Below are 25,414 nucleotides of genomic sequence, written 5' to 3'. Positions count from 1 at the left end.
GGATCTCCTTCTTCCACTTACTCGGCCGGAACTTCCGGCCCCACCTGCACAGGCTGGGCGATGTGCTTGCGGAAATACAAAGGCGCGAATGCTTCTTTCTGGCTGAGGTCGAGCGTGCCCTCACGGACGAGTTCGAGCGCAGCCGCGAAACTCGAGGCCATCACCGTCGCGCGCTGCGCGGGGTCAGCGACGTAAGCCAGCAGATATTCGTCGAGACGGCTCCAATCCTCGGCCATGCCGACCAGCCGCTCCAGCGACGCACGCGCTTCGCTCAGCGACCAGACGGTGCGCTTGGCCAGATGCACGCGCGTCAGTACGCGGGCCTGACGCTGGGTCGCATAGGCCGACAACAGGTCGTAGAGCGTTGCCGTGAAGCGCGGATGCTTGATCTCGGCGATTCCCTCGGCAAGGCCGCGCGGGAAGATGTCGCGATTGAGCTGCGGCCGGGTCATGAGTCGGTTCGACGCTTCGCGGATCGCTTCAAGCCGGCGCAGGCGATTGGCCAGTGCGGTCGCCATATCCTCGGCGCTCGGGCCCTCGCCCGGCACGGTCGTGTCCGGCAACAGCAGACGCGACTTCAGGAACGCCAGCCACGCCGCCATCACCAGATAGTCGGCGGCGAGTTCCAGACGGATCTTCCGGGCCGCTTCGATGAACAGCAGATATTGGTCGGCCAGCGCCAGGATCGAAATCTTGTGCAGATCGACCTTCTGCTGCCGTGCAAGCGCGAGCAGCAAATCGAGCGGGCCTTCGTAGCCTTCGACGTCGACGACCAGCGCCGGCTCGTCGTCGGGAACAGCCTCGGCCGGCAGTCCAGTTTCAAACGACAAAATCTCAGCGCTCATGCACTTGCTCCTGCTCGAGCGATCAAGGCGTCCAGTTCCGCGCGTCCGGCCGCGCGGTCGAACGGCTGCGGCTGGCGGCGGGCAGCAACAGCAGTCTGTGCGCGCTCGAGCGCCTTGCCCGCCAGAACCGGGGTCTCGCTGACAACGTCGCGCATCTCGTCCAGCTTGCCGTTGCAATGCAGAACCACGTCGCATCCGGCACTGACGATCGCCCGCGTCCGCTCCGCGATTGATCCCGCTAAGGCGTTCATGGACACGTCATCACTCATCAACAAACCCTGGAACCCGATACTGCCGCGAATCACCTGCTCAATGATTGTCGCAGAAGTCGTGGCCGGTTGGGTGGCATCCAGAGCGCTAAACACAACATGTGCAGTCATCGCCATCGGCAGGTCAGAAAGCAGACGAAACGCTTCAAAATCAGAAGCTTCGAGCTCACTCTTCGAGTTATCCACGATCGGCAATTTGAAATGAGTATCGGCGGTGGCCCGGCCATGGCCGGGAATGTGTTTCAGGACCGGTAGAATGCCACCCTGCGACAGACCTTCGGTCACGGCCCGAGCGATGATCGCGACCTTGCCGGGCTCGGTGCCGTAGGCGCGATTACCGATCACGGCATCGGCGCCTGCCACGGGAACGTCCGCTAGCGGCAGGCAGTCCACGGTGATGCCGAGGTCCACAAGGTCACTCGCAATGAGCCGTGAACTCAGCCAGGCCGCTCTGAGGCCCGCCTCCGGATCAGCATCGTAGAGTGCGCCGAACACGGCGCCGGGCGGATAGACCGGCCAATGCGGCGGTCCCAGACGCTGCACACGGCCACCTTCCTGATCGATCAGGACCGGCGCATCCATGTCTCCGGTCGCCCCGCGCATTTCCTCTACAAGCCGAGCCACTTGGACCGGATTATCAATATTACGCTTGAAGAGGATAAAGCCCCATGGCCGCTCGGCGCGCAGGAATGTGCGCTCTTCAGTGGTCAGTTCCAGCCCAGATACACCGGTGATGAATGCGCGTGTGCTCATGGGGCCGATTAGCCCCCATCAACGCCCAGGGTCAAGGAAACGGCCGCTAATTCCTTTGGACGACGCACTGTCCGCCAGCAGATTTCAGGTTCCCGCAGACCTGCGAGGCCTCATCCTGCGAACCGAACGGTCCAACCATGGCCCGATAATAGGTCCCCTTGTCGCCAAGGTCGGCCTTCTTGATCAACGGAGCCCGCGATCCCAGCACCGAGGGGAACTTGGCCTGCAGAGCACGGAACGATGCCTGCGCATCGCCCTCCGACCGCTGGGACGAGACCTGGACCACATAGCCGCCGGAGGCTACCGGGGCCGTTTGCTGGGTCGGGTTGGTCGAGGCCATCCGTGAAGGCGCCGGAGCAGCCGCTACAGCCGGAGGCGCGGCCTGCGGCGAGAGCGACATCGGGGCGTTGACCGATGCGTTGGCATTGGTCGCGCGCGGTGCCGCGACAGGTGCTGTTGCGGGCATCTGAGCCGGAGCTGCGATGCGGGCCGGCGCCTGACGCGCGGCCGGCGTGGTCCCGGCGTCGGACTGGTCGCCCTTGACGGCGAAGGTGCGGATCTTGCGCGGCTCGTCGCCGCCCTGCATCGCGCCGTTGCCGACCATGGGCTTGTTGCTTGGCGAGACGCTGGCCGTGGATGGCGGGTTGGCATTCTGGTTCAGCGGAGGAAACACCACACGCGGACCAGCCTTGGTGGCGTCCTGCACGTTGACCGGCTGCTCTTCGCGCGACACCAGCCGCTCGGGGGCTGCGCCACCGAGACGATCCTGGATCGGCTTTCCATCAGCAGAGGCCGTTGCGGACGGCGCGACGATCTTGTTCGGACCAGGCTCGGCCTTGATCACTGGCGGCTCGCCGGTGCGCGACGATCCCATGAAGGAGCGATAGGCGAAGGCAGCGCCGGTGCCGACAACGGCGAGCGCCAGCACGATCGCGACGGTCGCCATGCCACCGCGACGCTTCGGCGCTTCCTCCTGCTCGGCATAGCCGTCCTGATAGGCGTAGGGGTCGTCCTGGTATTGACCGTCCTGCGGATGCTGGGCCTGCGCACCATCGGCGTGGCCATACAGGGCATCGTCGTAGCGATCGGGATCGGGTTGTTCGTGAGCCTGATCGTACTGACCGCGATAGTCGTGCGCCTGATGGTCCGCACGCGCGGCAAAGCCCGGCGCCTGATGATAATCGGCCTCCGACTCCGAGTGCTGCTGCTCCTGATGCTGAGCACCGTAACGCTGCACTGGATGAAGGCTCTCGAATTCCCGCTGCTGCGGCTCATGGGACGCCGCACGCTGCATCCACGGCGGCGGGCCGGGCTGCGCGGGTTCTTCCTCATATTCCGGCTCGTCCTGATAGGCCGATTCAGCCTGACGTGGCGCGGGCGCCGGACGGCTGTTACTGGCGAACGGGTCGGTTTGCCCGATCAGCCGCGCGAGTTCGGCGAGCGGATCGCCCTCGCCGTTCGGCCGCGATTGAGGGTCGCGGCCGTAATCGTCATCCGGTGGGAAAGGTCGGTTCTGGTATCGATTAGCCATTGTGATGTCGCATCCCCTTCGGGAAAGCCGCCAACCCGCTTTTCAAACGAAACAGCTGCTATCAAGAACCACCCACAGATCCCCATGTGAGCGGTCGTCCCCAATCTACCGCATCTCGTCCGGTGCGGTGACGCCGAGAACGGCGAGGCCCGAAGCCAGGACTGAGACGACGCTCTGGACGAGTGCCAATCGCGCTTTGGTAAGTTCTGCATCATTAGTGATAATGAAGCGTAAATGAGGCATATCGCGCCCGCGCGTCCAGAGCGCATGAAATTCGCTGGCGAGATCATACAGATAGAAAGCAATGCGGTGCGGCTCGTGCGCCACTGCCGCGGATTCGATCATCCGTGGGTACAATGCTAACTGCCGCATCAGGCTCAACTCGGCAACATCGTCGAGCCGCTCCATCACCGCGTCTTCCAGATAGGTAATGCGCGCTCCGGTTTCCAGAGGCAGGTCGGTCAGCATCTCCCGCGCATTACGGAAGATCGAATGACCGCGGGCGTGACCGTACTGGACGTAGAAAACCGGGTTGTCCTTGGACTGCTCGATGACTTTGGCGAGATCGAAATCCAGCACCGCATCATTCTTGCGGAACAGCATCATGAAACGCACGGCGTCGGAACCGACCTCGTCGACCACTTCGCGCAAGGTGACGAAATCACCCGAGCGCTTCGACATCTTCACCGGCTCGCCGTTGCGCAGCAACTTCACCAGCTGCACGATCTTGACGTCGAGGTCGGCCTTCCCTGCCGTCACCGCCTTGATCGCCGCCTGAACGCGTTTGATGTAGCCGCCGTGGTCGGCACCCCAGACATCGACCATATTGAGGAAACCGCGATCGAACTTGGTCTTGTGGTAGGCGATGTCGGAGGCGAAATACGTGTAGCCGCCATCCGACTTCAGCAGCGGACGATCGACGTCGTCGCCATAGGCCGTGGCGCGGAACAGGGTCTGCTCACGGTCTTCGTAGTCGTCGACAGGTTTCCCCTTCGGCGGCGGCAGCCGGCCGATATAGACGTCCCCCTTGGCACGCAGGAATTCGATAGTTGCGCCGACCATGTCGATACCGCCATCGATCAGCGAACGCTCCGAGAAGAACACTTCATGCGTGATGTTGAGCGCGGCGAGATCGCCGCGGATCATCTCCATCATCATGGAAATGGCCTTTGGCCGCACGACCGGCAACCATTTGTCCTCGGTCATCTGGTTGAGCGCGTCGCCATGCTCTTTTGCCAGCGCCTGCCCGACCGGGACCAGATAGTCCCCTGGATAGAGCCCCTCCGGGATTTCACCGATGGTCTCGCCGAGAGCCTCGCGGTACCGCAGGTGTGCCGAGCGCGCGAGCACGTCGACCTGTGCGCCGGCGTCGTTGATGTAGTATTCACGGGTGACGTCGTAGCCCGCCGTCGAGAGCAGGCTCGCCAGCGCATCCCCGAACACGGCGCCGCGGCAATGGCCGACATGCATCGGACCGGTCGGATTGGCTGAGACATATTCGACATTCACCCTCTCGCCGGCGCCGACGAGGCTGCGGCCATAAGCATCGCCATCGCGCAGCACCGCGCGAAGCGCATTCGCCCATGCGCTGGTCTTCAAGGTGAGGTTGATGAACCCCGGTCCGGCGACATCGACCGAAGTCACCAGTTCGTCCGTTCGCAGCTTCGCGGCAATCGCTTCGGCGAGGTCGCGCGGCTTGGCTTTGGCTTCCTTCGCCAGCACCATCGCGGCGTTGCTCGCCATGTCGCCATGCGACGCGTCCTTGGTCGGCTCCACCACAATGCGCGACAGATCGATGCCAGTCGGCAGGACGCCCTCGGTCGTGAGGGCATTGCAGATCGCATGAACACGCGTGAGCATATTGGCGAACAGATGCGGGGTCGGAGCGGATGTGGCCATGACTGTACAGGAACCGGAACTTGCGCCGGGACTGTTCCCGGCTGGATTGCGTCAAGGATGGATAGCGGTTTCGTATGCGTTCCGCTGCACTTGTTTGATTTCAAACAGATACAGACTTCTGAAAATCGCAAAATTCGTAGCCCCAAAAGGCACTTACAGGGATCGCCTAACGCAATTCGGGGGTCGAGTCAAAGAGCCGGATATGCTCGGTAATGGCAAACCGGTCAGTCATTCCGGCGATGAAATTGCCAATCCGGCGCGCCTGCTCGCCCTCTGATTCCGGCTCGGCACCCTCAGGCGGCAGCCATTCGGCCGGCAGAACCTCAGGCGAGCGCTGATAGCGCGCGAACAGATCAGTGACGAGACATTCGGCCTCGACCATCACCCGCATGACGCGTTCATGGCGATACATCCGCTGCCAGAGAAAGGCCTTGATCCCCGCCTCCGCCTCCGCCGCATCGGCACGAAACGCGGCGAGCCTTCGGCCGCAGCGACGAATGTCCTCGGCGGACTCCGGCCGCAATGAGCCTAGTCGTTGCTCCGTCTCGCCGACGACTGCGCCGATCAGATATGAAATCAGCTCGCGCACCAGTTCGGCACCGCGCCGGCTCTCATCAAGTCCGGGATAGCGCCTGTCGATCTCGGCGATCATGCCTTGCGTCAGCGTCATTGCCTTGAGGTCATCGACGGTGAACAGACCGGCGCGCAGGCCGTCATCGATGTCATGGGCGTCATAGGCGATATCATCGGCAATTGCTGCGACCTGGGCCTCCAGCGACGCGAAACTCGACAGCTCCAGATCGAAGGTGCGGTCGTATTCGATGACCCCGAATGGCACGCCGTGGGTGGCATAGCGTCCCACAGGCGCGCCTGACGCATCCGTCAGCGGCCCATTGTGTTTGACGATGCCTTCGAGGGTCTCCCAGGTCAGGTTAAGGCCGTCGAATTCCGGGTACCGATGCTCAAGCGACGTCACGAGGCGCAGGGTCTGGGCGTTGTGATCGAAGCCGCCATGAGCTTCGAGGCATGCATCGAGCGCCCGCTCGCCAGCATGACCAAACGGTGGGTGGCCGATGTCATGGGCCAAGGCCAGCGTCTCGGTCAGGTCTTCGTCGAGGCCCAGTTGTCGGGCCACCGCGCGCGCAATCTGCGCCACTTCCAGCGTGTGGGTGAGCCTTGTGCGGTAATGATCGCCTTCATGGAACACAAAGACCTGGGTCTTGTGCTTGAGGCGCCGAAACGCGGTCGAATGGATGACCCGGTCGCAATCCCGGCGAAATGCGCTGCGGGTCCGGCTCGGAGCCTCGGAAAACAGCCGTCCGCGACTGCGATCGGGGTCGCAGGCATAGGGGGCGCGAGGAGCAGCCATTCCGACCGACACGGCGTGTTTATCCTTGATCCAATTGATTCCTGAGCCCGCCGCACTTAACTATGGGCAGCGGCAGATTCAAATGGTTCGAATCCAGCCCGGAGAGAGATATGACCGATACAGCAGTCACCGAGCCCCCCCTCACCGTAAGCGCGCGTGCTGCGCGCCGGATCGGCGAGATCCTCAAGACCGAAGGCGACGGCGCGATGCTCCGGGTATCGGTCGAAGGCGGCGGCTGTTCCGGCTTCCAGTACAAGTTCGACGTCGAACGCGCCAAGGCAGAAGACGACATCCTGATTGAACGCGACAGCGCCGTGGTACTGGTCGACCCCTCCTCGGCGCCGTTCCTGGCCGGTTCTGAACTCGACTTTGTCGATGACCTGATCGGCGCTTCGTTCCGCGTGGTCAATCCGAATGCGACGGCGTCCTGCGGCTGCGGGACCAGCTTCTCGATCTGATCCCTCTTCGACTCATCTAGATTGGTCTATTTCTCGGCGAACAGGGCCCGCGCATTGCCGTGTGCGATCTGTTTAGCGACCGCCGGCGGCAACTGCGCCAGCCAGGCCCGATAGGCATCCATGATATCGCCATAGCTCGCCCAGCGTTCCGGCACCCAGGTGTCGGAGCCCAGCAGGAAGCGATCCGGATAGCGTTCGAACAGCACCCGCCATTGCGGCGTCAATCGGCCTGCCACGTCCACAATGCCGCTACGGTAAGATAGCTCACCCCAGAGCTTCGGATATTTTGCCAGCATCGCTGCGACACGGTCCGGTGCAAGGCTGAAGCCGGTATGCGCCCATATCACCCGCGCGCGCGGATTGTGCCGCATCAGTATCTCCACGGCCTCGTCGTCAGCATGGGCATGCAGATAGAGATTGTTGGCGACAGCGAAGTCGACGGTCTTCTTGACCATCTCGGTATCGGCCGCCTTGCCGGTCAGATGGAATTCGCCGACGCCGCGATAATAGCCGCGCTTGAATTCCTCCTGCACCAGATCGAACATCACCGGATCGTTGAACCAGCTACCGATATCGGCGCGGATACGATACGGCCGGATGAACGGCACAACCTGCAGATCGCCCGACTTGCCCTTCGCCTTGTCGTCCATCAGCACATGCGTGCCAGTGTTCGGGCGGCTGGTGGCGAGAACCCCGGTGACGCGGTTCTTCCTGAAAACCTCGAGCACCTCGTCGGGCTGATAATACGGCTTCGGCTCCCAGTTGTAATGCATATGGGCGTCGAAGATTTCGATCCGATCGTCGGCACATACCGGCGCAACAACGAGTGCGGCCAGCAAAGCGGACGCAGTAAGTGTTCTCACCAGCATCGAGACGTCCCTATTCCGCAGCTACGATGCGGGGACGATCGTCGTGCTCTTCGTCCTCGAGTTGCGGCTGCAGCTTGCGCTTCAGCTTGCGGTCGATGCGGTCGAGATAGATGTAGATAACGGGGGTGATGAACAACGTCAGCAATTGCGAGACACACAGACCGCCGACCACGGCAACGCCGAGCGGCTGACGCAATTCGGCGCCGGCACCTGCACCAAGGGCGATCGGCAGCGTGCCGAAAATAGCCGCAAAAGTTGTCATCATGATCGGGCGGAAACGCAGCAGCGCGGCCTCGCGGATCGCGTGTTCGGCCGACAGGCCGACGCGGCGACGTTCCAGCGCAAAGTCGACCATCATGATGGCGTTCTTCTTGACGATGCCGACCAGCATCACGATGCCGATCATGGCGATGACCGACATCTCCATCTTGAACAGCATCAAGGTCAGGATGGCACCGATGCCGGCCGACGGCAGGCCGGAAATGATCGTGATCGGGTGGATGAAGCTCTCATAGAGAATGCCAAGGATCACGAAGGCCGCAAACACGGCAGCCAGGATCAGCACGCCCTGCCCGCGCAAGGAATCCTGGAATACTTGCGCGGTGCCCGAGAAGCCCGTGGCGATCGTGACCGGCAGTTTGGCATCAGCCTCGATCTGCGTGATCTGATCGACCGCATACCCCAGCGAATAGCCCGGCACCAGGTTGAACGAGATTGTCACCGCCGGCTGCTGCCCCTGATGGTTGATCTGCAGCGGCCCAACCGTCGGCACAAGACGCGCGACCGCGCTCAGGGGAATGGTCTGGTTGTTCGACGTCTTCATGTAAAGCTTGGAGAGATCGCTCGGATCGATCCTGAACTGCGGCTGCGCTTCCAGGATGATCTGATAGTCGTTGGTCGGCATATAGATGGTGCCGACCTGACGCGAGCCGAATGCGTTGTAGAGCTGATTGCGAACCTGATCGACCGTGATGCCGTAGACTGCCGCCTTCTCGCGGTCGATATCGACCGTCATTTGCGGGTTCTTGATGTAAAGGTCGGTGGTCACATCGAGCAGACCTGGCACCTTGGCGATGCGATCACGCATCTCCGGCGATACGCGATATAGCGTGTCGGTATCGCTGCCCTGCAGGACATATTGGTACTGGCTCTTCGACGGACGGCCGCCGATGTTCAGGTTCTGGATGCTCTGGAAAAAAGCTTGCAGGCCGGGAACGGCCAGCGACTTCTGCCGCAGCCGGGCCATCACCACCTGTGCCGGTTCACGTTCCTTCGCGGGCTTCAGCGCCACGAACAGGCGCCCATAATTGCCCGTCGCATTCGGGCCGCCGGAACCCACCGTGCTGTTGATGTACTCGACCGCGGGATCCGTTTTCAGCAACGCGGCCAGCACCTGCTGACGCGCGGACATCGCTTCGAACGACGTATCGGTGGCGGCCTCGGTAATGCCGGTGAGGAAGCCGGTATCCTCCTGCGGGAAGAACCCCTTCGGCACGATCATGTAGAGATAGACGGTGCCGCCGAGCGTCGCGAGGGTAACCACCAACATCAGCGCCTTGTGCGCCAAGACATGGTCGAGCGCCCATTCGTAGCCGCGCAGCCAGGCCGCGAACATGCGCTCAAAACCACGCAGGATGAAGTTCTCCCTGTGCTCGGGATCGTGGGCCTTGAGCACCCGCGCGCATAGCATCGGGGTCAGCGTCAGCGATACAAAGCCGGAGACGATGATCGCCACCGCAATCGTCACCGCGAATTCACGGAACACGCGGCCGACAATTCCGCCCATCAGCAGCACGGGAATGAACACCGCGATCAGCGAGAAGGTGATCGAAACGATGGTGAAGCCAATTTCGCGCGCGCCCTTCAGCGCCGCATCGAACGGCTTCATGCCGAGTTCGATGTGCCGGACGATGTTCTCCAGCATAACAATAGCGTCGTCGACCACGAAGCCGACGGACAGTGTCAACGCCAGCAGGGTCATGTTGTTGATGGAGTAGTCCAGCATATACATCGCAGCGCAGGTGCCGAAGATCGAGATCGGCACGGCCAGCGCCGGGATGAAGGTTGCCGAGGCCGATCGCAGGAACAGGAAGATGACGATGATCACCAGCACGACGGCGATCAGCAATGTCTCCTCGACGTCGGCGACGGCTTCGCGGACCGAGACCGAGCGGTCCATCATCACATTGACTTCGACCGACGGCGGCAATTGCGCGCGCAGCGACGGCAGCTTGGCGCGGACGCCATCGACCACGGCAACCGTGTTGGCGTCGGGCTGTTTCTGGATCGCCAGCACGATGGCGCGCTCGCCATTCAGCCAGGTCGCGATCTTGTCGTTTTCGACGGCGTCATAGATCTTGGCGACTTCGTTCAGCTTGACCGGCGAGCCGTTGCGCCAGGCAACGACGACCTGACCATAGTCGGCGGCCTTGGACATCTGGCCGGAGGCCTGCAGCGAAATGTCCTGCTTCGGTCCGTTCAGCGTTCCAACCGGCGTGGAGGAGTTGGCGCGCGACACCGCTGTGCGGATGTCTTCGAGCGATAGCCCGCGGGCCGCGGCAGCCTCCGGATCGGCCTGGACGCGAATGGCGAATTTCTGCGTGCCATAGATCAGCACCTGCGCCACGCCGGGGATCTGCGACAGCGCCTGTCCGATGGTGATATCGCCAAATTCATTGACGGCCGAGAGCGGCAGCGTCGATGAACTCAGCGCAATGAACAGCACCGGAAAGTCGCCGGGGTTCACCTTGCGGAAACTCGGCGGGATGGTCATTTCGATCGGCAACCGGCGCTGCGCTATCGTCAGCGCAGTCTGCACGTCCAGCGCCGCGGCATCGATATTGCGATTGAGATCGAACTGAATGATGATCTGGGTCGTTCCCTGCGACGAGCTCGACGACATCGAGGAGATGCCGGCAATCGTCGACAGCTGGCGCTCAATAACACCCGCGACCGAGGCCGCCATCGTATCGGCACTGGCACCCGGCAGCGTCGCCGTCACCGCGATGGTCGGAAAATCCACCTTGGGGAGCGCCGACACCGGCAGCAGCCGGAAACCGAAAATGCCAAACGCGATGATCGTCGCCGTGATGAGCGTGGTCATCACGGGGCGACGGATGCAGAGCTCCGAAAGGGTCATGTTTTATGCCCCGGCCCTGCGGGCCCGGGCCTCGACCCGTGTGCCTTGCATCAGCAAGAGCTGGCCATCGACGACGACATCCTCATCACCCTTCAGACCTGACGTGATCACCGAAACTCCCTGGAAGGTGCGATCAACCTCGACGGGCTGAACATGGGCGACACCGTCCTTCACCGTGAACACGAAGTTGCCAGTCTGGCTGCGTTGCACAGCCACGGTGGGCACAACAACGCCGTCCTCCGTGCGCACGATCAGCTTGGTCTGGACCAGAATGCCCGGCCATAGCGTCTCGTTCGGATTACTCATGATGCCGCGTACGGTGACCATGCCGGTCGTGGAATCGACAGCGTTTTCCACCATCGCCACCTTGCCGGTTTCAGAACGGCCGCTGTTCGGGATGGTCGCGATGACCGAGGTCGATCCCGCCGCCATCGCCTCGCGCAGATCGCCAAGCACCCGCTGCGGCACGGCGAAGGACACATAGACCGGAGCCATCTGGTTGATGGTTGCGAGCGGCGCCGTGTCCGCAGGGCGAACGAAGTTGCCGACCTTCACATTGGCCGCGCTGATCCGGCCGGAGAACGGCGCGCGAATGATGGTATAGCTCTTCTGGACCTTGAGATTGTCGAGCGCTGACTGATCGGCCCGGATGGTTCCGGCCAGGATGTCGGACTGCGTCTTGGCATTGTCGACGCTGACCTGCGTAGTCGCGCCCTTCCCGATCAAGTCCGTAAAGCGCCGCACGTCGCGCTCCGCACCGGCCAATTGAGCCTGATCGCGGGCCAACGTGCCTTCGGCCTGCTCGATCTGGGCATCGATCTGCCGCGAATCGAGGGTGAACAGCAGATCGCCTTCCTTGACCTTGGCGCCGTCTTCAAAATGAACCGAGGTGATGGTGGTTTCCACCCGCGACTTGAGCGCGACACTCGAAATCGGCGTTACTGTACCGATCGAGTCGACATCGACCGGGACCGGTTTGCGTTCAGCCTTGGCAATCTCGACCGAAACTATCCGCGCGCGCTGCGGGGCCTGTGCATTCGTATTGCCACCGGTCCACGAGGAGCGCGTCACATAGGCAGCAACCGCGGCAGCGCCGACGAGAACGAGTAGAGCGATCGATGTGCGTTTCTTCATATGGTCCATGTCACCTGGTACAGAAGATCGGGTCGCCCCCGTTTCCCGCCCGTGGCAGCTTTAAAGACAGCGTCTATGCGCTTTAGGCTTAAAGCTTATCATGTTGACAGGCATGATGGTATGCCACGTTGACGTATTTTTGCCATTGTTGTTACCGGAATCCCAGTAGATGAGAATTGCCACCTGGAATGTGAACTCTGTCCGCCAGCGGCTGGACCACCTGTTGACCTGGCTGCGCGACTGCTCCCCGGACATCGTCTGCCTGCAGGAGATCAAATGCGTCGATGAGGCATTCCCGCGCGAGGCCATCGAGGCGCTCGGCTACAATGTCGTCACCCACGGTCAGAAGACCTTCAACGGCGTCGCTTTGCTCTCGAAATATCCGCTGGAGGAAGCCACGCCACGGCTGGCGGGGGACGACGAAGATCTCCACGCCCGCTTTATCGAAGGCGTGGTGTCGCTGAAATCCGGTGTGGTCCGGGTGGCCTGCCTGTATCTGCCGAACGGCAATCCGGTCGATAGTGAGAAATATCCCTACAAGCTGAAATGGATGTCCCGGCTGCAGGAGTTCACCCGGATGCGGCTCAAGACTGAGGAACCGCTGATTCTCGCCGGCGACTTCAACGTCATCCCGGCGGCAGCAGACGCCTATAATCCGGCAGCCTGGATCAACGACGCGCTGTTCAAACCGGAGACCCGCGCGAGCTTCCAGACCCTGCTCGGACTGGGCATGACCGACGCCCTGCGCGCCGTCACCGACGAGCCCGGCCAGTACACGTTCTGGGACTATCAGGCCGGTGCCTGGCAGAAGAACTGGGGCATCCGCATCGATCACCTGCTGCTGTCACCACAGGCCAGCGACAAGCTCATCGACGTCGGTATCGACAAGTATGTACGCGCCTGGGAGAAGCCCTCGGATCACGTGCCGGTCTGGGTCGATCTGGATCTGGAAGCGGCATAGCGGCCCGTCGCCGGGCCCTACATACAGGCTCTCATCGCCCGGCTGACCGGGCGATCCAGTCCTCGCCCACCCCTCAGTCGCGCTTGCCAGACACCCAGTGCTCGAGCATCTGCAGCGCCATGGCACGGTCGTCTTCGGAGGCCTTGGCGATGGCCTTGTTGTAGCTGTCGCGGATCCAGGTGTCGTCGGGGCCGGCATTGTCACGGGCCAGCGTCAGCCACATCAGGCCGCGCGCCATCTGCCGTGGCAGCGATTCACCGTTGAACAACATCTGGCCGAGCAGCGCCTGGGCCTGGTGCTGGCCTTTCTGTGCAGCGAGACCAAGCCAACGGGCGCCATACTTGGTGTCGCGCGGGGTGCCGATGCCCTTCAGGTACAGCCGGGCCAGATCGTATTGCGCGTCGGCATTGCCGAAATAGGACGCGGCATAGGAGAACATCTCACGCGCACGTTCGGTGTCGGCTTTGATCTTCGAGTTCGGAATACCGTCGAGGTAATAGCGGCCGAGCGCCACGAAGGCGTTGGCGACGATGGTGGCCTGCGGCGCGGATGGGCTGTCCTCGGCATGGGCATTGGCAATGCGGCTGAAATATTCGAAGGCGCGCAGGTCGTCCTGCGCCACGCCGTTCCCGTCGGCATACATCCGGCCGAGCTTCCACTGGGCGATCGGATGACCGCCTTCGGCGGCGTATTGGAGTGCGGTCAGCGAGGTGTCGGGCTTGGCGGACTTCTTCAAGACCGGCGCAGCACCGGGAATGGTCGTCACAACCGGCAGGGCTGCGTCGCTGCTGCCAACGGGCGCGCCATCAAAGGCAAACGCTGGCGCGGCCACGGACGCGGCACCCAACACAAACGCTACAAAAATGGTACGCTCAACTATCCGCATAGCAGTATTTCTCGTGGGCCCGGCCGGGTTCGGTCACGGTGCCACTAATGGCCGATCCAACCTGCTGGGCATATGTCCACAGCGTCCCTGACATATGGTTAGTCGCGCGACGCTTCCCTTTGGTCGGGCGCGCGGCCAATTCTTTGTAGGTCAATTTTATGTTAAGGCAGCGCTCATCCGTTTCGCGCCTGATGGTGCTACCGTCCATCAATTCGAAGGCGCCAGGAGCCAGAGTCCCCTTCGATCCAACAAGGTCACCGGCAACGGTGATCGACTTGTCGGCAGAACGCATGACGCCCTGGTGGGAATTCCACTTCACGGTCTTCGAGCTCTCCGCAATCATCCGCCCTGTCGCAGCGAGGCAATCTCCCTGCAACCGGCCGTGATCGAGCAATATTGTCTTCAGCAACGGTATGTCGGCAACTTCCAATATGTCTTTGGCGACATAACGGCTTACCCGCTTCAAACCGGTGCTATATGGTGTCTTTTTGAAGATTTCGACGGAGCGAGATTCTTCCGCGCGCAGCTCGTGACCGGCGACGGGCCGTTCGCCCTGCAGCGAAGTCAGAGTCGTCGCGGACGGGAGCGCGCCACGCAACGCCAGCTCCCAGCCTTCCGTCATATGACGGCTAGGCAAACGCGACTTGATGTTCGTCTTGACGTCCATCGCGAACCTGGTTTCTCAGGCCGCTTCGGCGATCCGGGACAGTCCCACTGACATCCCGCCGACCTACGAAGCGCTCCAGCCTTCTGGCTGTCGATAAATGATTTCACGAAGGCGTGTGGCCAAATAGCGGCGGTTACAATGCCCACAGCATGACAGGGTTAAATCTTGGGGAACTGTGGCGGCAGAGACACATGCGTTGCGCGCCGGCAACCCTTTAGAGCTGTATCAAAGTTGGAGGCGCACGGGTGAAAACGAAAACGCCGCCCTTTCGAGGCGGCGTTCAATATCAGGATCGTGCGGAACGGCTCAGGTGTTCAGCACCCGGCCGTAAGCATCCAGCACCGCCTCCTTCATCGTCTCCGAGATGGTCGGATGCGGGAAGATGGTGTGGAACAGCTCTTCCTCGGTGGTCTCCAGGTTCATGGCAACCACGAAGCCCTGGATCATCTCGACCACTTCCGCGCCGACCATATGGGCGCCGAGCAGCTGGCCGGTCTTCTTGTCGAAGATCACCTTCACCATGCCCTGGTCCTCGCCCTGGGCGATCGCCTTGCCATTGGCGACGAAGGGGAAGCGGCCGACGCGGATGTCCTTGCCGGCTTCCTTGGCCTTGGCTTCGGTGAGACCGACCGAGGCCACCTGCGGATGGCAATAGGTGCAGCCGGGGATCAGGCTTTTGTCCATCCCGTGCGGGTTCATCCCCTTGATCGCCTCGACGCAGATCACACCCTCATGCTCGGCCTTGTGGGCGAGCATCGGCGGGCCGGCGACGTCGCCGATGGCGTAGATGCCGGGCACGTTGGTCTTGCCGTATTTGTCGATCACGATGCAGCCGCGCTCGGTCTTCACACCAAGCTTCTCGAGGCCAAAGCTTTCGATATTGCCGACGACGCCGACCGCCGAGATCACACGGTCGACCGTGAGCTGCTGGATAGCTCCCTTGCCATCCTCGATGGTCACGGTGACCGAATCCGACTTCTTGTCGAGCTTGGTCACCTTCGCGCCGGACATGATCTTGATGCCCTGCTTCTCGAACTGTTTGCGGGCGAAGCCGGCAATCTCGGCGTCTTCCACCGGCAGGATCTGCGGCAGGACTTCCACCACGGTCACGTCGGCGCCCATGGTCTTGTAGAACGACGCGAATTCGATGCCGATGGCGCCGGAGCCGACCACCAGCAGTGACTTCGGCATCTTGTCGGGGTTCATCGCTTCGAAATAGGTCCAGACCAGCTTCTTGTCCGGCTCGAGTCCAGGCAGCACGCGCGGGCGGGCGCCGGTGGCGACAATGATATGCTTGGCAGCGTAGCTGCCTGCCCCGAGCGCGCCCTTGGGTGCTGCGGCTTCCGACTTCTTCACCGTGAACTTGCCCGGCGCATCCAGCGTCGCGTCGCCCCAGATGATCGAGATCTTGTTCTTATTCATCAGATATTCGACGCCGCCGCTGAGGCGCTTCACCACGCCACGCGAGCGCGCGATCACCGCCTTGATGTCGAAGGATACGTTGTCCGCCGAGAGGCCGTAATCCCCAGCATGCTGCATGTAGTGATAGATCTCCGCCGAGCGCAGCAGCGCCTTGGTCGGGATACAGCCCCAGTTGTTGCAGATGCCGCCAAGATAAGCCTTCTCGACGATCGCCGTCTTGAAGCCGAGCTGCGCGGCACGAATGGCCGTCACATAGCCGCCGGGGCCGGAGCCGATGACGACGACGTCGAAGGATGTATCAGCCATTTTGACTCACTCGATGTGTTTGGTAGCCGGTGAAAATGTGAGGCGCGCGAAATTCGCGCACTTACACCATCATCATCACGGGATTTTCGATCAGCTTCTTGAATGCAGTGATCAGTTCCGCGCCGAGCGCACCATCGATGGCGCGGTGATCGCAGGACAGCGTCACGCTCATCATGGTCGCCGCCACAATCTGACCGCCCCTCACCACGGCCCGTTCCTCGCCCGTGCCGACCGCCAGGATCGAGGACTGCGGCGGATTGATCACCGCCGTGAAGTCCTTGATGCCGAACATGCCGAGATTGGACACGGATGACGCGCCACCCTGATATTCGTTCGGCTTGAGCTTCTTGGCCTTGGCGCGCGCGGCCAATTCCTTCATCTCGTTGGAGATTGACGAAATCGACTTGATCTCGGCCTGGCGGATAATCGGCGTGATCAGGCCGAACGGCAGCGCCACCGCGACGCCGATGTCGGAGTGCTTGTGGCGGAGCATCGCAGCTTCCGTCCACGACACGTTCGCTTCCGGAATCTTCTGCAGCGCGACGGCCATCGCCTTGATGACGAAGTCGTTGACCGAGAGCTTGTAGAGCGGCTTGCCGTCCTTATCCTTGCCGGCCGCGGCGTTGATCTCCTCGCGCGCGGAGGAGAGCTTGCCGAGATCGCAATCGACGGTGAGATAGAAGGTCGGCATCGAATTGGTCGCGGCGGTGAGACGCTGCGCAATCGTGCGGCGCATCGAGTCATGCGGCACGCTCTCGTAAGCGCCCTGCTCGTACAGCCCGAGAATCTGCTGATCGGACATTGCGGGTGCACCGATCGCGCCAGTTGCACCTGCGGGAGCACCAGCAGGAGCGGCAGGCGCCTTCAGGCCACCACCGGACTTCGCCTTCTCGACATCCGCAGCGACCACACGACCATGCGGACCCGACCCGTCAATACGCCCGAGTTCGATGCCGGCATCCTTGGCGAGACGACGCGCCAGCGGTGACGAGAATACACGCGCGCCATTGCTCTGTGCAGCGGCCGGCTGCGGAGCTGGCGCAGCCGCCGGTGCCGTTGCTTTCGCTGCGGAAGCAGCAGCCGGGGCGGGTGCAGCAGCCGCGGGCTTCGGCGCGGGAGCCTCGGCAGCAGGCGCGGGCTTCGGCTTGTCGGCCCCTGCCCCCGAACTCGCAGCCTTCACGTCCTCGCCATCGGCAGCGAGCACCGCGATGATGGCGTTCACCGCAACATCCTGCGTACCTTCCGCCACCAGAATCTTGGCGATGGTGCCTTCGTCGACGGCTTCGACTTCCATCGTCGCCTTGTCGGTCTCGATCTCGGCGATCACGTCGCCGGACTTGACCTTGTCGCCCTCTTTCTTGAGCCACTTGGCAAGGTTGCCCTTTTCCATGGTGGGCGACAGCGCAGGCATCAGAATGTTGATTGGCATTGTCAGTGACCTTGTTGCGACCGCGGCGTGGTGTTGCCCATGTCAGTCGGACGCGCGATTTCAGCTTCGAACATTTCGACGATGCGGTTCAGCGCCTCGTCTTCGGAATAGTTGGCCTCACGCGCATAGGCGCGTGCGGCATGGCGCGCGATGTCGACCAGCAGCAGCCCCCACATATCGGGCTCCTCGAAGGCGCGCATGAAGGCGATGGACAGCCCGCCGTCGAGAACGAACGCACGCAACACCTCGGTGGCGTCCTCGCGGTCCATGACATCCGGCGGCAGTGGCTGTTCCTTCGGACCCGCCATGGTTCACCGATAGCAAACGGCTTTGGCAGCAGCCACGACATCGGCCACCGACGGCAGCGCCAGCTTTTCAAGATTGGCGGCGTAAGGCATCGGCACGTCCTTGCCCGACACGCGCGCGACTGGCGCATCGAGATAGTCGAAGGCATGCTCCATGATCCGCGCCGCGATTTCGGCACCGACACCGGACTGCTGCCAGCCTTCTTCCACCGTCACGGCGCGCGAGGTCTTCTTCACGGACTCGATGATGGTGTCAGTGTCGAGCGGGCGCAGCGTGCGCAGATCGATGACCTCCGCCTCGATGCCTTCCTTGGCGAGTTCTTCCGCAGCCTTCAGTGCATAGGTCATGCCGTTCGACCACGAGATCAGCGTCACGTCCTTGCCCGCGCGCGCGACCTTGGCCTTGCCGATCGGCACAATGTAGTCGTCGAGCTTCGGCACCTCGCCGGAATGCCCGTAGAGCATTTCGTTTTCGAGGAAGATCACCGGGTTCGGGTCGCGGATCGCGGCCTTGAGCAGGCCCTTGTAGTCGGCGGCGCTATAGGGCGCGACGACCTTGAGGCCCGGGATCTGCGAGTACCAGGCCGAGTAATCCTGGCTGTGCTGCGCACCGACGCGGGCGGCTGCGCCGTTAGGACCACGGAACACAATCTGACAGGTCATCTGGCCGCCGGACATGTAGAGCGTCTTGGCAGCCGAGTTGATGATTTGGTCGATCGCCTGCATCGCGAAGTTGAAGGTCATGAATTCGACGATCGGCTTCAGACCGGACATCGCCGCGCCGACGCCGACGCCGGCAAAGCCGTGCTCGGTGATCGGCGTATCGATCACACGGCGGGCACCGAATTCCTGCAGCAGGTTCTGGGTGACCTTATATGCGCCCTGATATTCGGCGACTTCCTCGCCCATGATGAAGACGTCTTCATCCCTGCGCATTTCCTCAGCCATCGCATCGCGCAAAGCTTCGCGAATGGTCATGGTCACCATCTCGGTGCCTTCAGGAATTTCGGGATCGGGCAAAATCGACGCCTTTGGAGCGGCCGGTGCAGCAGCCTCTTCCTTCGGAGCCGGAGCAGACTTTGCTTCCGTGGCAGGTGACGCGGATTCTGCGACCTTCTCCTGCTTGACCGGTGCCGGTGCACTTGCGGCGGCAGATGCATCTTCGCCATCGGCGAGGATGGTCGCGATCGGCGTGTTAACTGCGACGTCGTTGGTACCTTCCGCGATCAGGATTTTGCCGAGCGTTCCTTCATCGGTCGCCTCGACTTCCATCGTCGCTTTGTCGGTTTCGATTTCAGCGATCACGTCGCCGGATTTGATGGTGTCGCCTTCCTTCTTGAGCCATTTGGAGAGGTTGCCCTTCTCCATGGTCGGGGACAGCGCGGGCATCAGAACTTGAATGGCCATTGTAACTCCGGATCAGTCTTAAGCTGCGCGCTTATCGGTAGACATCGGTGTAAAGCTCGGACGCGTCCGGCTCGGGATCGTGCTGCGCGAAATCGGCGGAAGCATTGACGATGTCGCGCACCTCAGCGTCGATCGCCTTGAGGTCCTGCTCCGTCACACCGGCGGCCAGCAGGCGGTTGCGCACCTGCTCGATCGGATCGGAGTCGTGACGCACTTTGTCCACTTCCTCGCGGGTCCGATACTTGGCGGGATCGGACATCGAGTGGCCGCGATAGCGATAGGTCTGCATTTCCAGAATGAACGGCCCCTTGCCGGCGCGGCACCAGGCGACCGCACGATCTCCGGCAGCCTTCACGGCCCGGACATCCATGCCGTCGACCTGCTCGCCGGGAATGTTGAACGAGACGCCGCGCTTGGAGAAGTCGGTCTGTGCCGAGGAGCGCGTCACCGAGGTGCCCATGGCGTAGCGGTTGTTCTCGATGATGTAGATCACCGGGAGCTTCCACAGCTCGGCCATGTTGAAGCTCTCATAGACCTGGCCCTGGTTCGACGCGCCATCGCCAAAGTATGCGAGGCTGACGAAGTCATTGCCGCGGTAGCGGTTGGCGAAAGCCAGACCAGTACCGAGCGAGACCTGCGCGCCGACGATGCCATGACCGCCGTAGAAATTCTTCTCGCGGCTGAACATGTGCATGGAGCCACCCTTGCCCTTGGAGTAGCCGCCCTTGCGCCCGGTGAGTTCGGCCATGACGCCCTTGGCGTCCATGCCGCAGGCCAGCATGTGACCATGGTCGCGATAGCCGGTGATGACCTGATCACCTTCCTTGAGCGCCATCTGCATGCCGACGACGATGGCTTCCTGGCCGATATAGAGATGGCAGAAACCGCCGATCGCACCCATGCCGTAGAGCTGGCCAGCCTTCTCCTCGAAGCGTCGGATCAGCAGCATGTCGCGAAGCGCGTGCATCTCCTGATCGCGGGTGAAATCTGGCGGCGATGACGGGGTTGCGCCATTGCTCGTTGCCTGCCCTGCGGGAGCGACGCTTTTCTTTGGTGCGGCCATGAAAATTCCGGATGCGAGAGTGAATGGTTCTTCCTACTCCAAGTGTTTGCGCCATGAAAGGGATTGCGTCGGGCGGAATGCCACACGGCTGTTTCGCACTGCAGCGAAGACGCGAAACTTTCGAAACCGAATTGGATCGGTTTTGTAATTTGAGGAATGAAAGCGCGTGTCGTGGTCACGTTGCTGTCACGATGAGCAGGCGCAAGCGATCCATAGCTTTGATGCAAAGCTGTGTTGCTTCACGCGAGGACGACTCGCCGCCGAAGAGACAATCTCAGTTTGGTTTGATGACCTTCACGAGGTCGCGTGGATGCGCGTAGTCGAGCTGGTAGCGCGCGCGCTCGTCGAGCATGTCGGGATCGAGTCCGCCAGATCGCAGCAACGCCACGCGCTGCTCGGCCTTGGTGCATTCCTTCTTCAACTGCACCAGTTCGGAGGTCAGCGCCACGATCTCCTGATCGAGCTCCTGCCGGGCATTGAGGCCGTATTTGCCGGTATAGGCATTGACCCCGAAATAGCTGATCATCATCGCGGCCAGTGCATAGAGCACGAGCCCGGTGAGGATCGATTTGAGGCGGGTATGCTTGACCATGCCCGAAAATGCGACGGCCCGGTTAAGGCTAGCCTAACAACCGGGCCGCAGCTTGAATTTGCGCGGCTTATTTCTTCAGCCTGTCGACCCAGACGGCGAAGGCGTCGATATAGGCCTGCAGCACCGGCCGGATCGATTCCTTGACGATTTCGCCCTGTTCGTTGAATGCATCGCCGATGGCATTCAGATAGATTTCAGGCTGTTGCATGATGGGACCGACAATTCCCGGCAGGCTCTGGCGCAAGCTGAGGGCTGCACCCAGGCCACCGATCGGACCGGGCGAGCTAACCACGATGCCGGTGGGCTTGCCGAGGAACGAGCTTTTGCCATACGGCCGCGAACCGACGTCGATGGCGTTCTTCAGGACGCCCGAAACCGAACGATTATATTCCGGCGAGACGAAAATGACAGCGTCAGACGACTGGATGGTCTCACGGAACTTGACCCAGTCAGCCGGCGGGGCAGCTTCCAGATCCTGATTGAAGAACGACAGATCGTTCAGCGTCACGATATTGAGCTGCAGCGACGCCGGCGCCAGTTTGGCTAATGCGTGCGCAACCTTGAGCGAGAATGACTGTTTACGGAGGCTGCCGACAATGACGGCAACGCGGGAGGTGGTCATGAGATATCCCCTGAATAACTGCTTCCAAAAGCGCGGAGCGCATCTGGAACCTGTCACCTATCCCGGCAAAAGATGCAAGTGCATGAATTGCATTTGACTGCCGCAATCGGGCCAAACCGGCACGACCGCCTCGCTCGCCCAGACACATCTTCGTTATGCTGATATCGCTCAAATGGATGACGCGCGGAACGTCGCTGCGGTCGAACCTGCAGAGAGTGCCGGGAGCGTCCCGACCGCGAGAACCTGGACCGTCCGCAGGCTCAGGCCCGCACGCCACGCGCGCAGCCATCCTCCCGGATCGTCTGCGACAATGCCGGCTGCCGTCCGGTACGTCCCGGCTGCCGCCTGGTGTCGCGCGACGTGCGGATCGGCCTCACCAATGTCGAGGTGTGCAACTGACGACGTGCTTGCCTGACGGGATCGCAAACGACATTCTGACGATCCAAATTTGCGAGCCGGAGCCGTCATCGTGACCATCGAATTTCTCATCACCTCGCTGATCGTGGTGGCGTCGCCGGGCACTGGCGCCCTTTACACACTGGCAACCGGATTTTCGCGCGGTGGCCGGAGCAGCGTCGTCGCCGCGCTCGGTTGCACGCTCGGCATCGTTCCGCATATGGCCGCCGCGATCCTTGGTCTCGCGGCATTGCTGCACGCCAGCGCCTTGGCGTTTCAGGTGTTCAAATATGTCGGCATCGCCTACCTGCTCTATATGGCGTGGAAGATGCTGCAGGAGCATGGCACGCTGAAGGTGGAAACCGACAACAGCCCGCAGTCCGCGCTGCAGGTCACGACCACAGCGATCCTGATCAACATCCTCAATCCGAAACTGTCGATCTTTTTCCTCGCCTTCCTGCCGCAGTTCATCAGTGCCGACGAAGCGCATCCGCTGTCGCAGATGCTGCTGCTCAGCGCTGTGTTCATGCTGATGACCTTCGTGGTGTTCGCGCTCTACGGCCTGTTCGCGGCATCGATCCGCAACCACGTGATCACACGACCACGGGTGTTGACCTGGATGCGGCGCAGTTTTGCCGGCGCGTTTGCTGCGCTAGGTGCCAAGCTGGCCTTCGCCGAGCGTTGACGCTGCCTATTCCAGCCGTTCGACATTGCGCAGCGTCGGGAACAGCCGCATCCACAGCAACGCTATGGCAACGGTGCCGAGGCCGCCGATCAGTGCGGCAGGGACCGTGCCGAACAGCGCCGCGGTGACGCCGCTCTCGAACTGGCCGAGCTGGTTCGAGGTGTTGATGAACAGGTAGTTCACCGCGCCGACCCGGCCGCGCATGTCGTCAGGAGTTGCGAGCTGCACCAGCGAGAACCGGATCACCACGCTGACCGTATCGGCGGCGCCGAGTACCGCGAGCGCGGCGACCGACAACCACAGCCATTGCGACACCGCGAACACCGCCGTCGCGAGGCCGAAGATGATGACGGCCTGGAACATCCGCATGCCGACCCGGCGATTGATCGACCAGCGCGTCAGCACGACGGTCGTCAGCAGCGCGCCGACTGCCGGCGCCGCGCGCATGAGGCCGAGGCCCCACGGACCGGTCTGCAGGATATCACGGGCATAGATCGGGAGAAGCGCGGTGGCGCCGCCGAGCAGCACCGCGAACAGATCGAGCGAGATGGTGCCGAGGATCGCCGGATTGCTCCGCACGAAGCCGACGCCGGCAAACAAGGTCCGCAGCGACGGCGGATCCTTCACCGCAACCTCGCGCGCAAGTTTGATGGCGCTGTTGAGCAGGCCGCCGATCAGCCAGAATGCTGCCATCAGCACATAGGGCGTCGAAGGCGATAGCGCGTAGGCAATGCCGCCAAGCGCGGGGCCGCAGATCATTGCCACCTGAAACACGCCGGTCGAGAGCGCGGTCGCCTTCTGCAAATGGCCTTCGGGCACGACGCCCGGCAGCAACGCCGAACCGGCCGGCGCCTCGAAGGCGGTCGCCGCGCCGATCACCACCAGCGCCACGAAAATCTGCGGCACAGTGATCCAGCCGGCATAGGTGCCCCAGGCCAGCAGGATTGCCGTCAGCCCCTGCAGCATCTGGCAGATCTGCACCACGCGGCGGCGGTCGTAGCGGTCGGCGATATGGCCGGCGACGAAGACCAACGCCAGCATCGGCACGAATTGCGCGAGGCCGACCATGCCAAGCTGGAACGCGCTGCCGGTCAGATCATAAATCTGCCAGCCGACCGCGACCGCGGCGATCTGCGAAGCGAAACGCGAGAAGCTGCGCGACACCATGTAGTACAGATACGGCGGATGGCGCAGCAACAGCCGTGCACCATCCGTGACGACGCCGGCAGACTGATCGGCGAGTGTCATCCCGGCATGTTCGGATTGATCAGATACTTCTCGCCGGTGGCACGCTTCGCATAGGCCCGGAGATTGTCGAGCTGCAACACGCCTTCGAGCGAGATCACCTTGGTGTAGTGGCTGGCGAAGGTGGTCTTGAGTTCGGCGACCACGCGGGCGCGGAGCCTGGCGGCATCGGCCGCGCCGATTTTCTGCAGGAACGGAAACAGCAGCCAGCCGCCCATGCCCCAGGCCATGCCGGCGGGGACGAATTCGATCGGACGCGTATCCAGCCGGCCATAGACGTAGATCTGCTTGTGCGTCGTCGAGCCATAGCGGCTATAGACCTTCATGGCCTTGACGGCCGCGACTTCCATCGCCTGCAGGATCTGGCCCTGCAGCTTGCCGCCGCCGGTGGCGTCGAAGGCCAGCGTCGCATTGGTGGCAATCAATGCAGCTGTCAGGTCCTCCATGAAATTCGGCGACGTCGAATTACAGACATATTTTGCGCCGATCCCGCGCAGCAGCTTCTCCTGCTCCTCGCTGCGCACGATGTTGACGAGATCGATACCGTCCTTCTGGCAGATCTTGTTGAGCATCTGGCCGAGATTGGACGCGGCTGCGGTATGCACTAGCGCGGTGTGCCCTTCCCGCATCATGGTCTCGACCATGCCGAGCGAGGTCAGCGGATTGACGAAACAGGATGCGCCTTCGGCCGCCGTGGTGCCATCCGGCAGCAACAGGCATTCCTTGGCCTTGATGACGCGATATTGCGCATACATGGCGCCGCCGATCATCGCGACGGTCTTGCCAAGCAGCGCCTGCGCGGCTTCAGACGATCCGGCCTTCACCACCGTGCCAGCGCCTTCGTTGCCGACCGCCATCGACTCGTCGAGACGGCCGCCCATCGCTTTCATATTGGCCTGCGGCACGGTCGCGGTGACCACCGAAGACGCGCCAGAGCCGGAGGCTTTCGCACTCGCCGGATCGGCCGCTCCGAGCAGGAGACCGAGATCCGACGGATTGATCGGCGCAGCCTCGATGCGCACCACGACCTCGTCGGGACCCGGCGCCGGGATCGTCACCTGCTGCAGCGAAATTTCCAGTTCGCCGCTGCTCTTGATGAGCGAGCGCAGTTCAAGTCCGGTGGTGATGTCAGTCATCGTCGATCCCCCTCAATGTGTCCGGC

22 protein-coding genes are annotated in these 25,414 nt (G+C 62.2%); 3 read left to right on the top strand and 19 right to left on the bottom strand.

From position 1 onward, the window contains the following. Nucleotides 1-17: 17 nt before the first annotated feature. The 5 genes from AC1RLZ_RS14710 to AC1RLZ_RS14690 form a co-directional block, all read right to left on the bottom strand. Nucleotides 18-845, bottom strand: a complete 828-nt coding sequence (locus AC1RLZ_RS14710; RefSeq protein ID WP_371423979.1) for a segregation and condensation protein A — start codon at nt 843-845, stop codon at nt 18-20. Continuing rightward, nucleotides 842-1,867, bottom strand: a complete 1,026-nt coding sequence (nagZ, locus tag AC1RLZ_RS14705; protein ID WP_493189191.1) for a beta-N-acetylhexosaminidase — start codon at nt 1,865-1,867, stop codon at nt 842-844. The genes AC1RLZ_RS14710 and nagZ overlap by 4 nt, the downstream gene beginning before the upstream one ends. Before the next feature lie 46 nt (nt 1,868-1,913). Next, on the bottom strand, nt 1,914-3,398 hold the full coding sequence (locus AC1RLZ_RS14700; protein WP_493189190.1) for an SPOR domain-containing protein: 1,485 nt from the start codon (nt 3,396-3,398) through the stop codon (nt 1,914-1,916). Between the two features lie 105 nt (nt 3,399-3,503). Next, the gene (argS, locus tag AC1RLZ_RS14695; RefSeq protein WP_493189189.1) at nt 3,504-5,297 is read right to left on the bottom strand and encodes an arginine--tRNA ligase; all 1,794 of its coding nucleotides are present in this window, start codon (nt 5,295-5,297) and stop codon (nt 3,504-3,506) included. 166 nt (nt 5,298-5,463) lie between these two features. Continuing rightward, nucleotides 5,464-6,678, bottom strand: coding sequence for a deoxyguanosinetriphosphate triphosphohydrolase (locus AC1RLZ_RS14690; protein WP_493189188.1), 1,215 nt, complete (start codon nt 6,676-6,678; stop codon nt 5,464-5,466). Between the two features lie 98 nt (nt 6,679-6,776). Here AC1RLZ_RS14690 and erpA point away from each other — a divergent pair, with 98 nt between their 5' ends. Continuing rightward, nucleotides 6,777-7,124, top strand: coding sequence for an iron-sulfur cluster insertion protein ErpA (gene erpA / locus AC1RLZ_RS14685; protein WP_493189187.1), 348 nt, complete (start codon nt 6,777-6,779; stop codon nt 7,122-7,124). A gap of 26 nt (nt 7,125-7,150) precedes the next feature. On the opposite strand, the gene AC1RLZ_RS14680 is transcribed toward erpA, so the two are convergent. Genes AC1RLZ_RS14680 through AC1RLZ_RS14670 form a run of 3 tightly spaced genes read right to left on the bottom strand, consistent with a single transcriptional unit; the run spans nt 7,151 to nt 12,266 of the window. Continuing rightward, the gene (locus AC1RLZ_RS14680; RefSeq protein WP_493189186.1) at nt 7,151-7,993 is read right to left on the bottom strand and encodes an amidohydrolase family protein; all 843 of its coding nucleotides are present in this window, start codon (nt 7,991-7,993) and stop codon (nt 7,151-7,153) included. Between the two features lie 10 nt (nt 7,994-8,003). Next, complete coding sequence (locus AC1RLZ_RS14675) at nt 8,004-11,132, bottom strand: efflux RND transporter permease subunit (RefSeq protein WP_493189185.1); 3,129 nt, start codon at nt 11,130-11,132, stop codon at nt 8,004-8,006. A 3-nt stretch (nt 11,133-11,135) separates the two neighbouring features. Then, complete coding sequence (locus tag AC1RLZ_RS14670) at nt 11,136-12,266, bottom strand: efflux RND transporter periplasmic adaptor subunit (RefSeq protein WP_371423987.1); 1,131 nt, start codon at nt 12,264-12,266, stop codon at nt 11,136-11,138. A gap of 169 nt (nt 12,267-12,435) precedes the next feature. Between AC1RLZ_RS14670 and xth the strand changes: the two genes are divergently transcribed. Then, on the top strand, nt 12,436-13,227 hold the full coding sequence (gene xth, locus AC1RLZ_RS14665) for an exodeoxyribonuclease III (protein ID WP_493189184.1): 792 nt from the start codon (nt 12,436-12,438) through the stop codon (nt 13,225-13,227). A gap of 73 nt (nt 13,228-13,300) precedes the next feature. On the opposite strand, the gene AC1RLZ_RS14660 is transcribed toward xth, so the two are convergent. The 9 genes from AC1RLZ_RS14660 to AC1RLZ_RS14620 all read right to left on the bottom strand — a co-directional run bounded on the left by AC1RLZ_RS14660 (nt 13,301) and on the right by AC1RLZ_RS14620 (nt 21,926). Continuing rightward, entirely contained in the window at nt 13,301-14,113 is an 813-nt protein-coding gene (locus AC1RLZ_RS14660; protein ID WP_493189183.1) for a tetratricopeptide repeat protein, read from the bottom strand. Further along, a complete protein-coding gene (locus tag AC1RLZ_RS14655; protein ID WP_493189182.1) occupies nt 14,100-14,780 on the bottom strand; it encodes a hypothetical protein in 681 nt (226 codons plus the stop codon). The genes AC1RLZ_RS14660 and AC1RLZ_RS14655 overlap by 14 nt, the downstream gene beginning before the upstream one ends. A 306-nt stretch (nt 14,781-15,086) precedes the next feature. After that, nucleotides 15,087-16,508, bottom strand: a complete 1,422-nt coding sequence (lpdA, locus tag AC1RLZ_RS14650; protein ID WP_493189181.1) for a dihydrolipoyl dehydrogenase — start codon at nt 16,506-16,508, stop codon at nt 15,087-15,089. Between the two features lie 61 nt (nt 16,509-16,569). After that, nucleotides 16,570-17,937, bottom strand: coding sequence for a pyruvate dehydrogenase complex dihydrolipoamide acetyltransferase (locus AC1RLZ_RS14645; protein WP_493189180.1), 1,368 nt, complete (start codon nt 17,935-17,937; stop codon nt 16,570-16,572). 2 nt (nt 17,938-17,939) lie between these two features. Continuing rightward, complete coding sequence (locus tag AC1RLZ_RS14640) at nt 17,940-18,245, bottom strand: DUF5076 domain-containing protein (RefSeq protein ID WP_068730814.1); 306 nt, start codon at nt 18,243-18,245, stop codon at nt 17,940-17,942. Between the two features lie 3 nt (nt 18,246-18,248). Further along, nucleotides 18,249-19,649, bottom strand: a complete 1,401-nt coding sequence (locus AC1RLZ_RS14635; protein ID WP_493189179.1) for a pyruvate dehydrogenase complex E1 component subunit beta — start codon at nt 19,647-19,649, stop codon at nt 18,249-18,251. A 31-nt stretch (nt 19,650-19,680) separates the two neighbouring features. Beyond that, entirely contained in the window at nt 19,681-20,712 is a 1,032-nt protein-coding gene (gene pdhA / locus AC1RLZ_RS14630) for a pyruvate dehydrogenase (acetyl-transferring) E1 component subunit alpha (RefSeq protein WP_371422673.1), read from the bottom strand. A 274-nt stretch (nt 20,713-20,986) separates the two neighbouring features. Beyond that, nucleotides 20,987-21,304, bottom strand: coding sequence for an FtsB family cell division protein (locus AC1RLZ_RS14625; protein ID WP_493189178.1), 318 nt, complete (start codon nt 21,302-21,304; stop codon nt 20,987-20,989). Between the two features lie 67 nt (nt 21,305-21,371). Further along, nucleotides 21,372-21,926 (bottom strand): NADPH-dependent FMN reductase, encoded by a 555-nt coding sequence (locus AC1RLZ_RS14620; RefSeq protein ID WP_493189177.1) that lies wholly within the window; start codon nt 21,924-21,926, stop codon nt 21,372-21,374. Nucleotides 21,927-22,395: 469 nt separating this feature from the next. Here AC1RLZ_RS14620 and AC1RLZ_RS14615 point away from each other — a divergent pair, with 469 nt between their 5' ends. Continuing rightward, nucleotides 22,396-23,007 carry a LysE family translocator gene (locus AC1RLZ_RS14615; protein WP_493189176.1) on the top strand — a complete coding sequence of 204 codons (612 nt, stop codon included), beginning with the start codon at nt 22,396-22,398 and terminating at the stop codon, nt 23,005-23,007. 6 nt (nt 23,008-23,013) lie between these two features. On the opposite strand, the gene AC1RLZ_RS14610 is transcribed toward AC1RLZ_RS14615, so the two are convergent. Together AC1RLZ_RS14610 and AC1RLZ_RS14605 are read right to left on the bottom strand one after the other, a co-directional pair. Beyond that, on the bottom strand, nt 23,014-24,255 hold the full coding sequence (locus AC1RLZ_RS14610; RefSeq protein ID WP_493189175.1) for an MFS transporter: 1,242 nt from the start codon (nt 24,253-24,255) through the stop codon (nt 23,014-23,016). Then, entirely contained in the window at nt 24,252-25,388 is a 1,137-nt protein-coding gene (locus AC1RLZ_RS14605) for a zinc-binding dehydrogenase (protein ID WP_493189174.1), read from the bottom strand. Before AC1RLZ_RS14605 ends, AC1RLZ_RS14610 begins: the two co-directional genes overlap by 4 nt. Nucleotides 25,389-25,414 lie beyond the last annotated feature (26 nt).

This window comes from Tardiphaga sp. GW822-FHT04G09 (genome assembly GCF_058800725.1).
The sequence above is the reverse complement of the archived record's forward strand: the minus strand, read 5'-3'. Positions and strand labels throughout refer to the sequence as shown.

Coding starts and splice junctions, on each gene's coding strand:
- AC1RLZ_RS14620 (WP_493189177.1), bottom strand. CDS start 21,926: ATGACCACCTCCCGCGTTGCCGTCATTGTCGGCAGCCTCCGTAAACAG.
- AC1RLZ_RS14710 (WP_371423979.1), bottom strand. CDS start 845: ATGAGCGCTGAGATTTTGTCGTTTGAAACTGGACTGCCGGCCGAGGCT.
- AC1RLZ_RS14670 (WP_371423987.1), bottom strand. CDS start 12,266: ATGAAGAAACGCACATCGATCGCTCTACTCGTTCTCGTCGGCGCTGCC.
- argS (WP_493189189.1), bottom strand. CDS start 5,297: ATGGCCACATCCGCTCCGACCCCGCATCTGTTCGCCAATATGCTCACG.
- erpA (WP_493189187.1), top strand. CDS start 6,777: ATGACCGATACAGCAGTCACCGAGCCCCCCCTCACCGTAAGCGCGCGT.
- AC1RLZ_RS14675 (WP_493189185.1), bottom strand. CDS start 11,132: ATGACCCTTTCGGAGCTCTGCATCCGTCGCCCCGTGATGACCACGCTC.
- xth (WP_493189184.1), top strand. CDS start 12,436: ATGAGAATTGCCACCTGGAATGTGAACTCTGTCCGCCAGCGGCTGGAC.
- pdhA (WP_371422673.1), bottom strand. CDS start 20,712: ATGGCCGCACCAAAGAAAAGCGTCGCTCCCGCAGGGCAGGCAACGAGC.
- nagZ (WP_493189191.1), bottom strand. CDS start 1,867: ATGAGCACACGCGCATTCATCACCGGTGTATCTGGGCTGGAACTGACC.
- AC1RLZ_RS14700 (WP_493189190.1), bottom strand. CDS start 3,398: ATGGCTAATCGATACCAGAACCGACCTTTCCCACCGGATGACGATTAC.
- lpdA (WP_493189181.1), bottom strand. CDS start 16,508: ATGGCTGATACATCCTTCGACGTCGTCGTCATCGGCTCCGGCCCCGGC.
- AC1RLZ_RS14655 (WP_493189182.1), bottom strand. CDS start 14,780: ATGGACGTCAAGACGAACATCAAGTCGCGTTTGCCTAGCCGTCATATG.
- AC1RLZ_RS14645 (WP_493189180.1), bottom strand. CDS start 17,937: ATGCCAATCAACATTCTGATGCCTGCGCTGTCGCCCACCATGGAAAAG.
- AC1RLZ_RS14625 (WP_493189178.1), bottom strand. CDS start 21,304: ATGGTCAAGCATACCCGCCTCAAATCGATCCTCACCGGGCTCGTGCTC.
- AC1RLZ_RS14610 (WP_493189175.1), bottom strand. CDS start 24,255: ATGACACTCGCCGATCAGTCTGCCGGCGTCGTCACGGATGGTGCACGG.
- AC1RLZ_RS14680 (WP_493189186.1), bottom strand. CDS start 7,993: ATGCTGGTGAGAACACTTACTGCGTCCGCTTTGCTGGCCGCACTCGTT.
- AC1RLZ_RS14640 (WP_068730814.1), bottom strand. CDS start 18,245: ATGGCGGGTCCGAAGGAACAGCCACTGCCGCCGGATGTCATGGACCGC.
- AC1RLZ_RS14660 (WP_493189183.1), bottom strand. CDS start 14,113: ATGCGGATAGTTGAGCGTACCATTTTTGTAGCGTTTGTGTTGGGTGCC.
- AC1RLZ_RS14635 (WP_493189179.1), bottom strand. CDS start 19,649: ATGGCCATTCAAGTTCTGATGCCCGCGCTGTCCCCGACCATGGAGAAG.
- AC1RLZ_RS14605 (WP_493189174.1), bottom strand. CDS start 25,388: ATGACTGACATCACCACCGGACTTGAACTGCGCTCGCTCATCAAGAGC.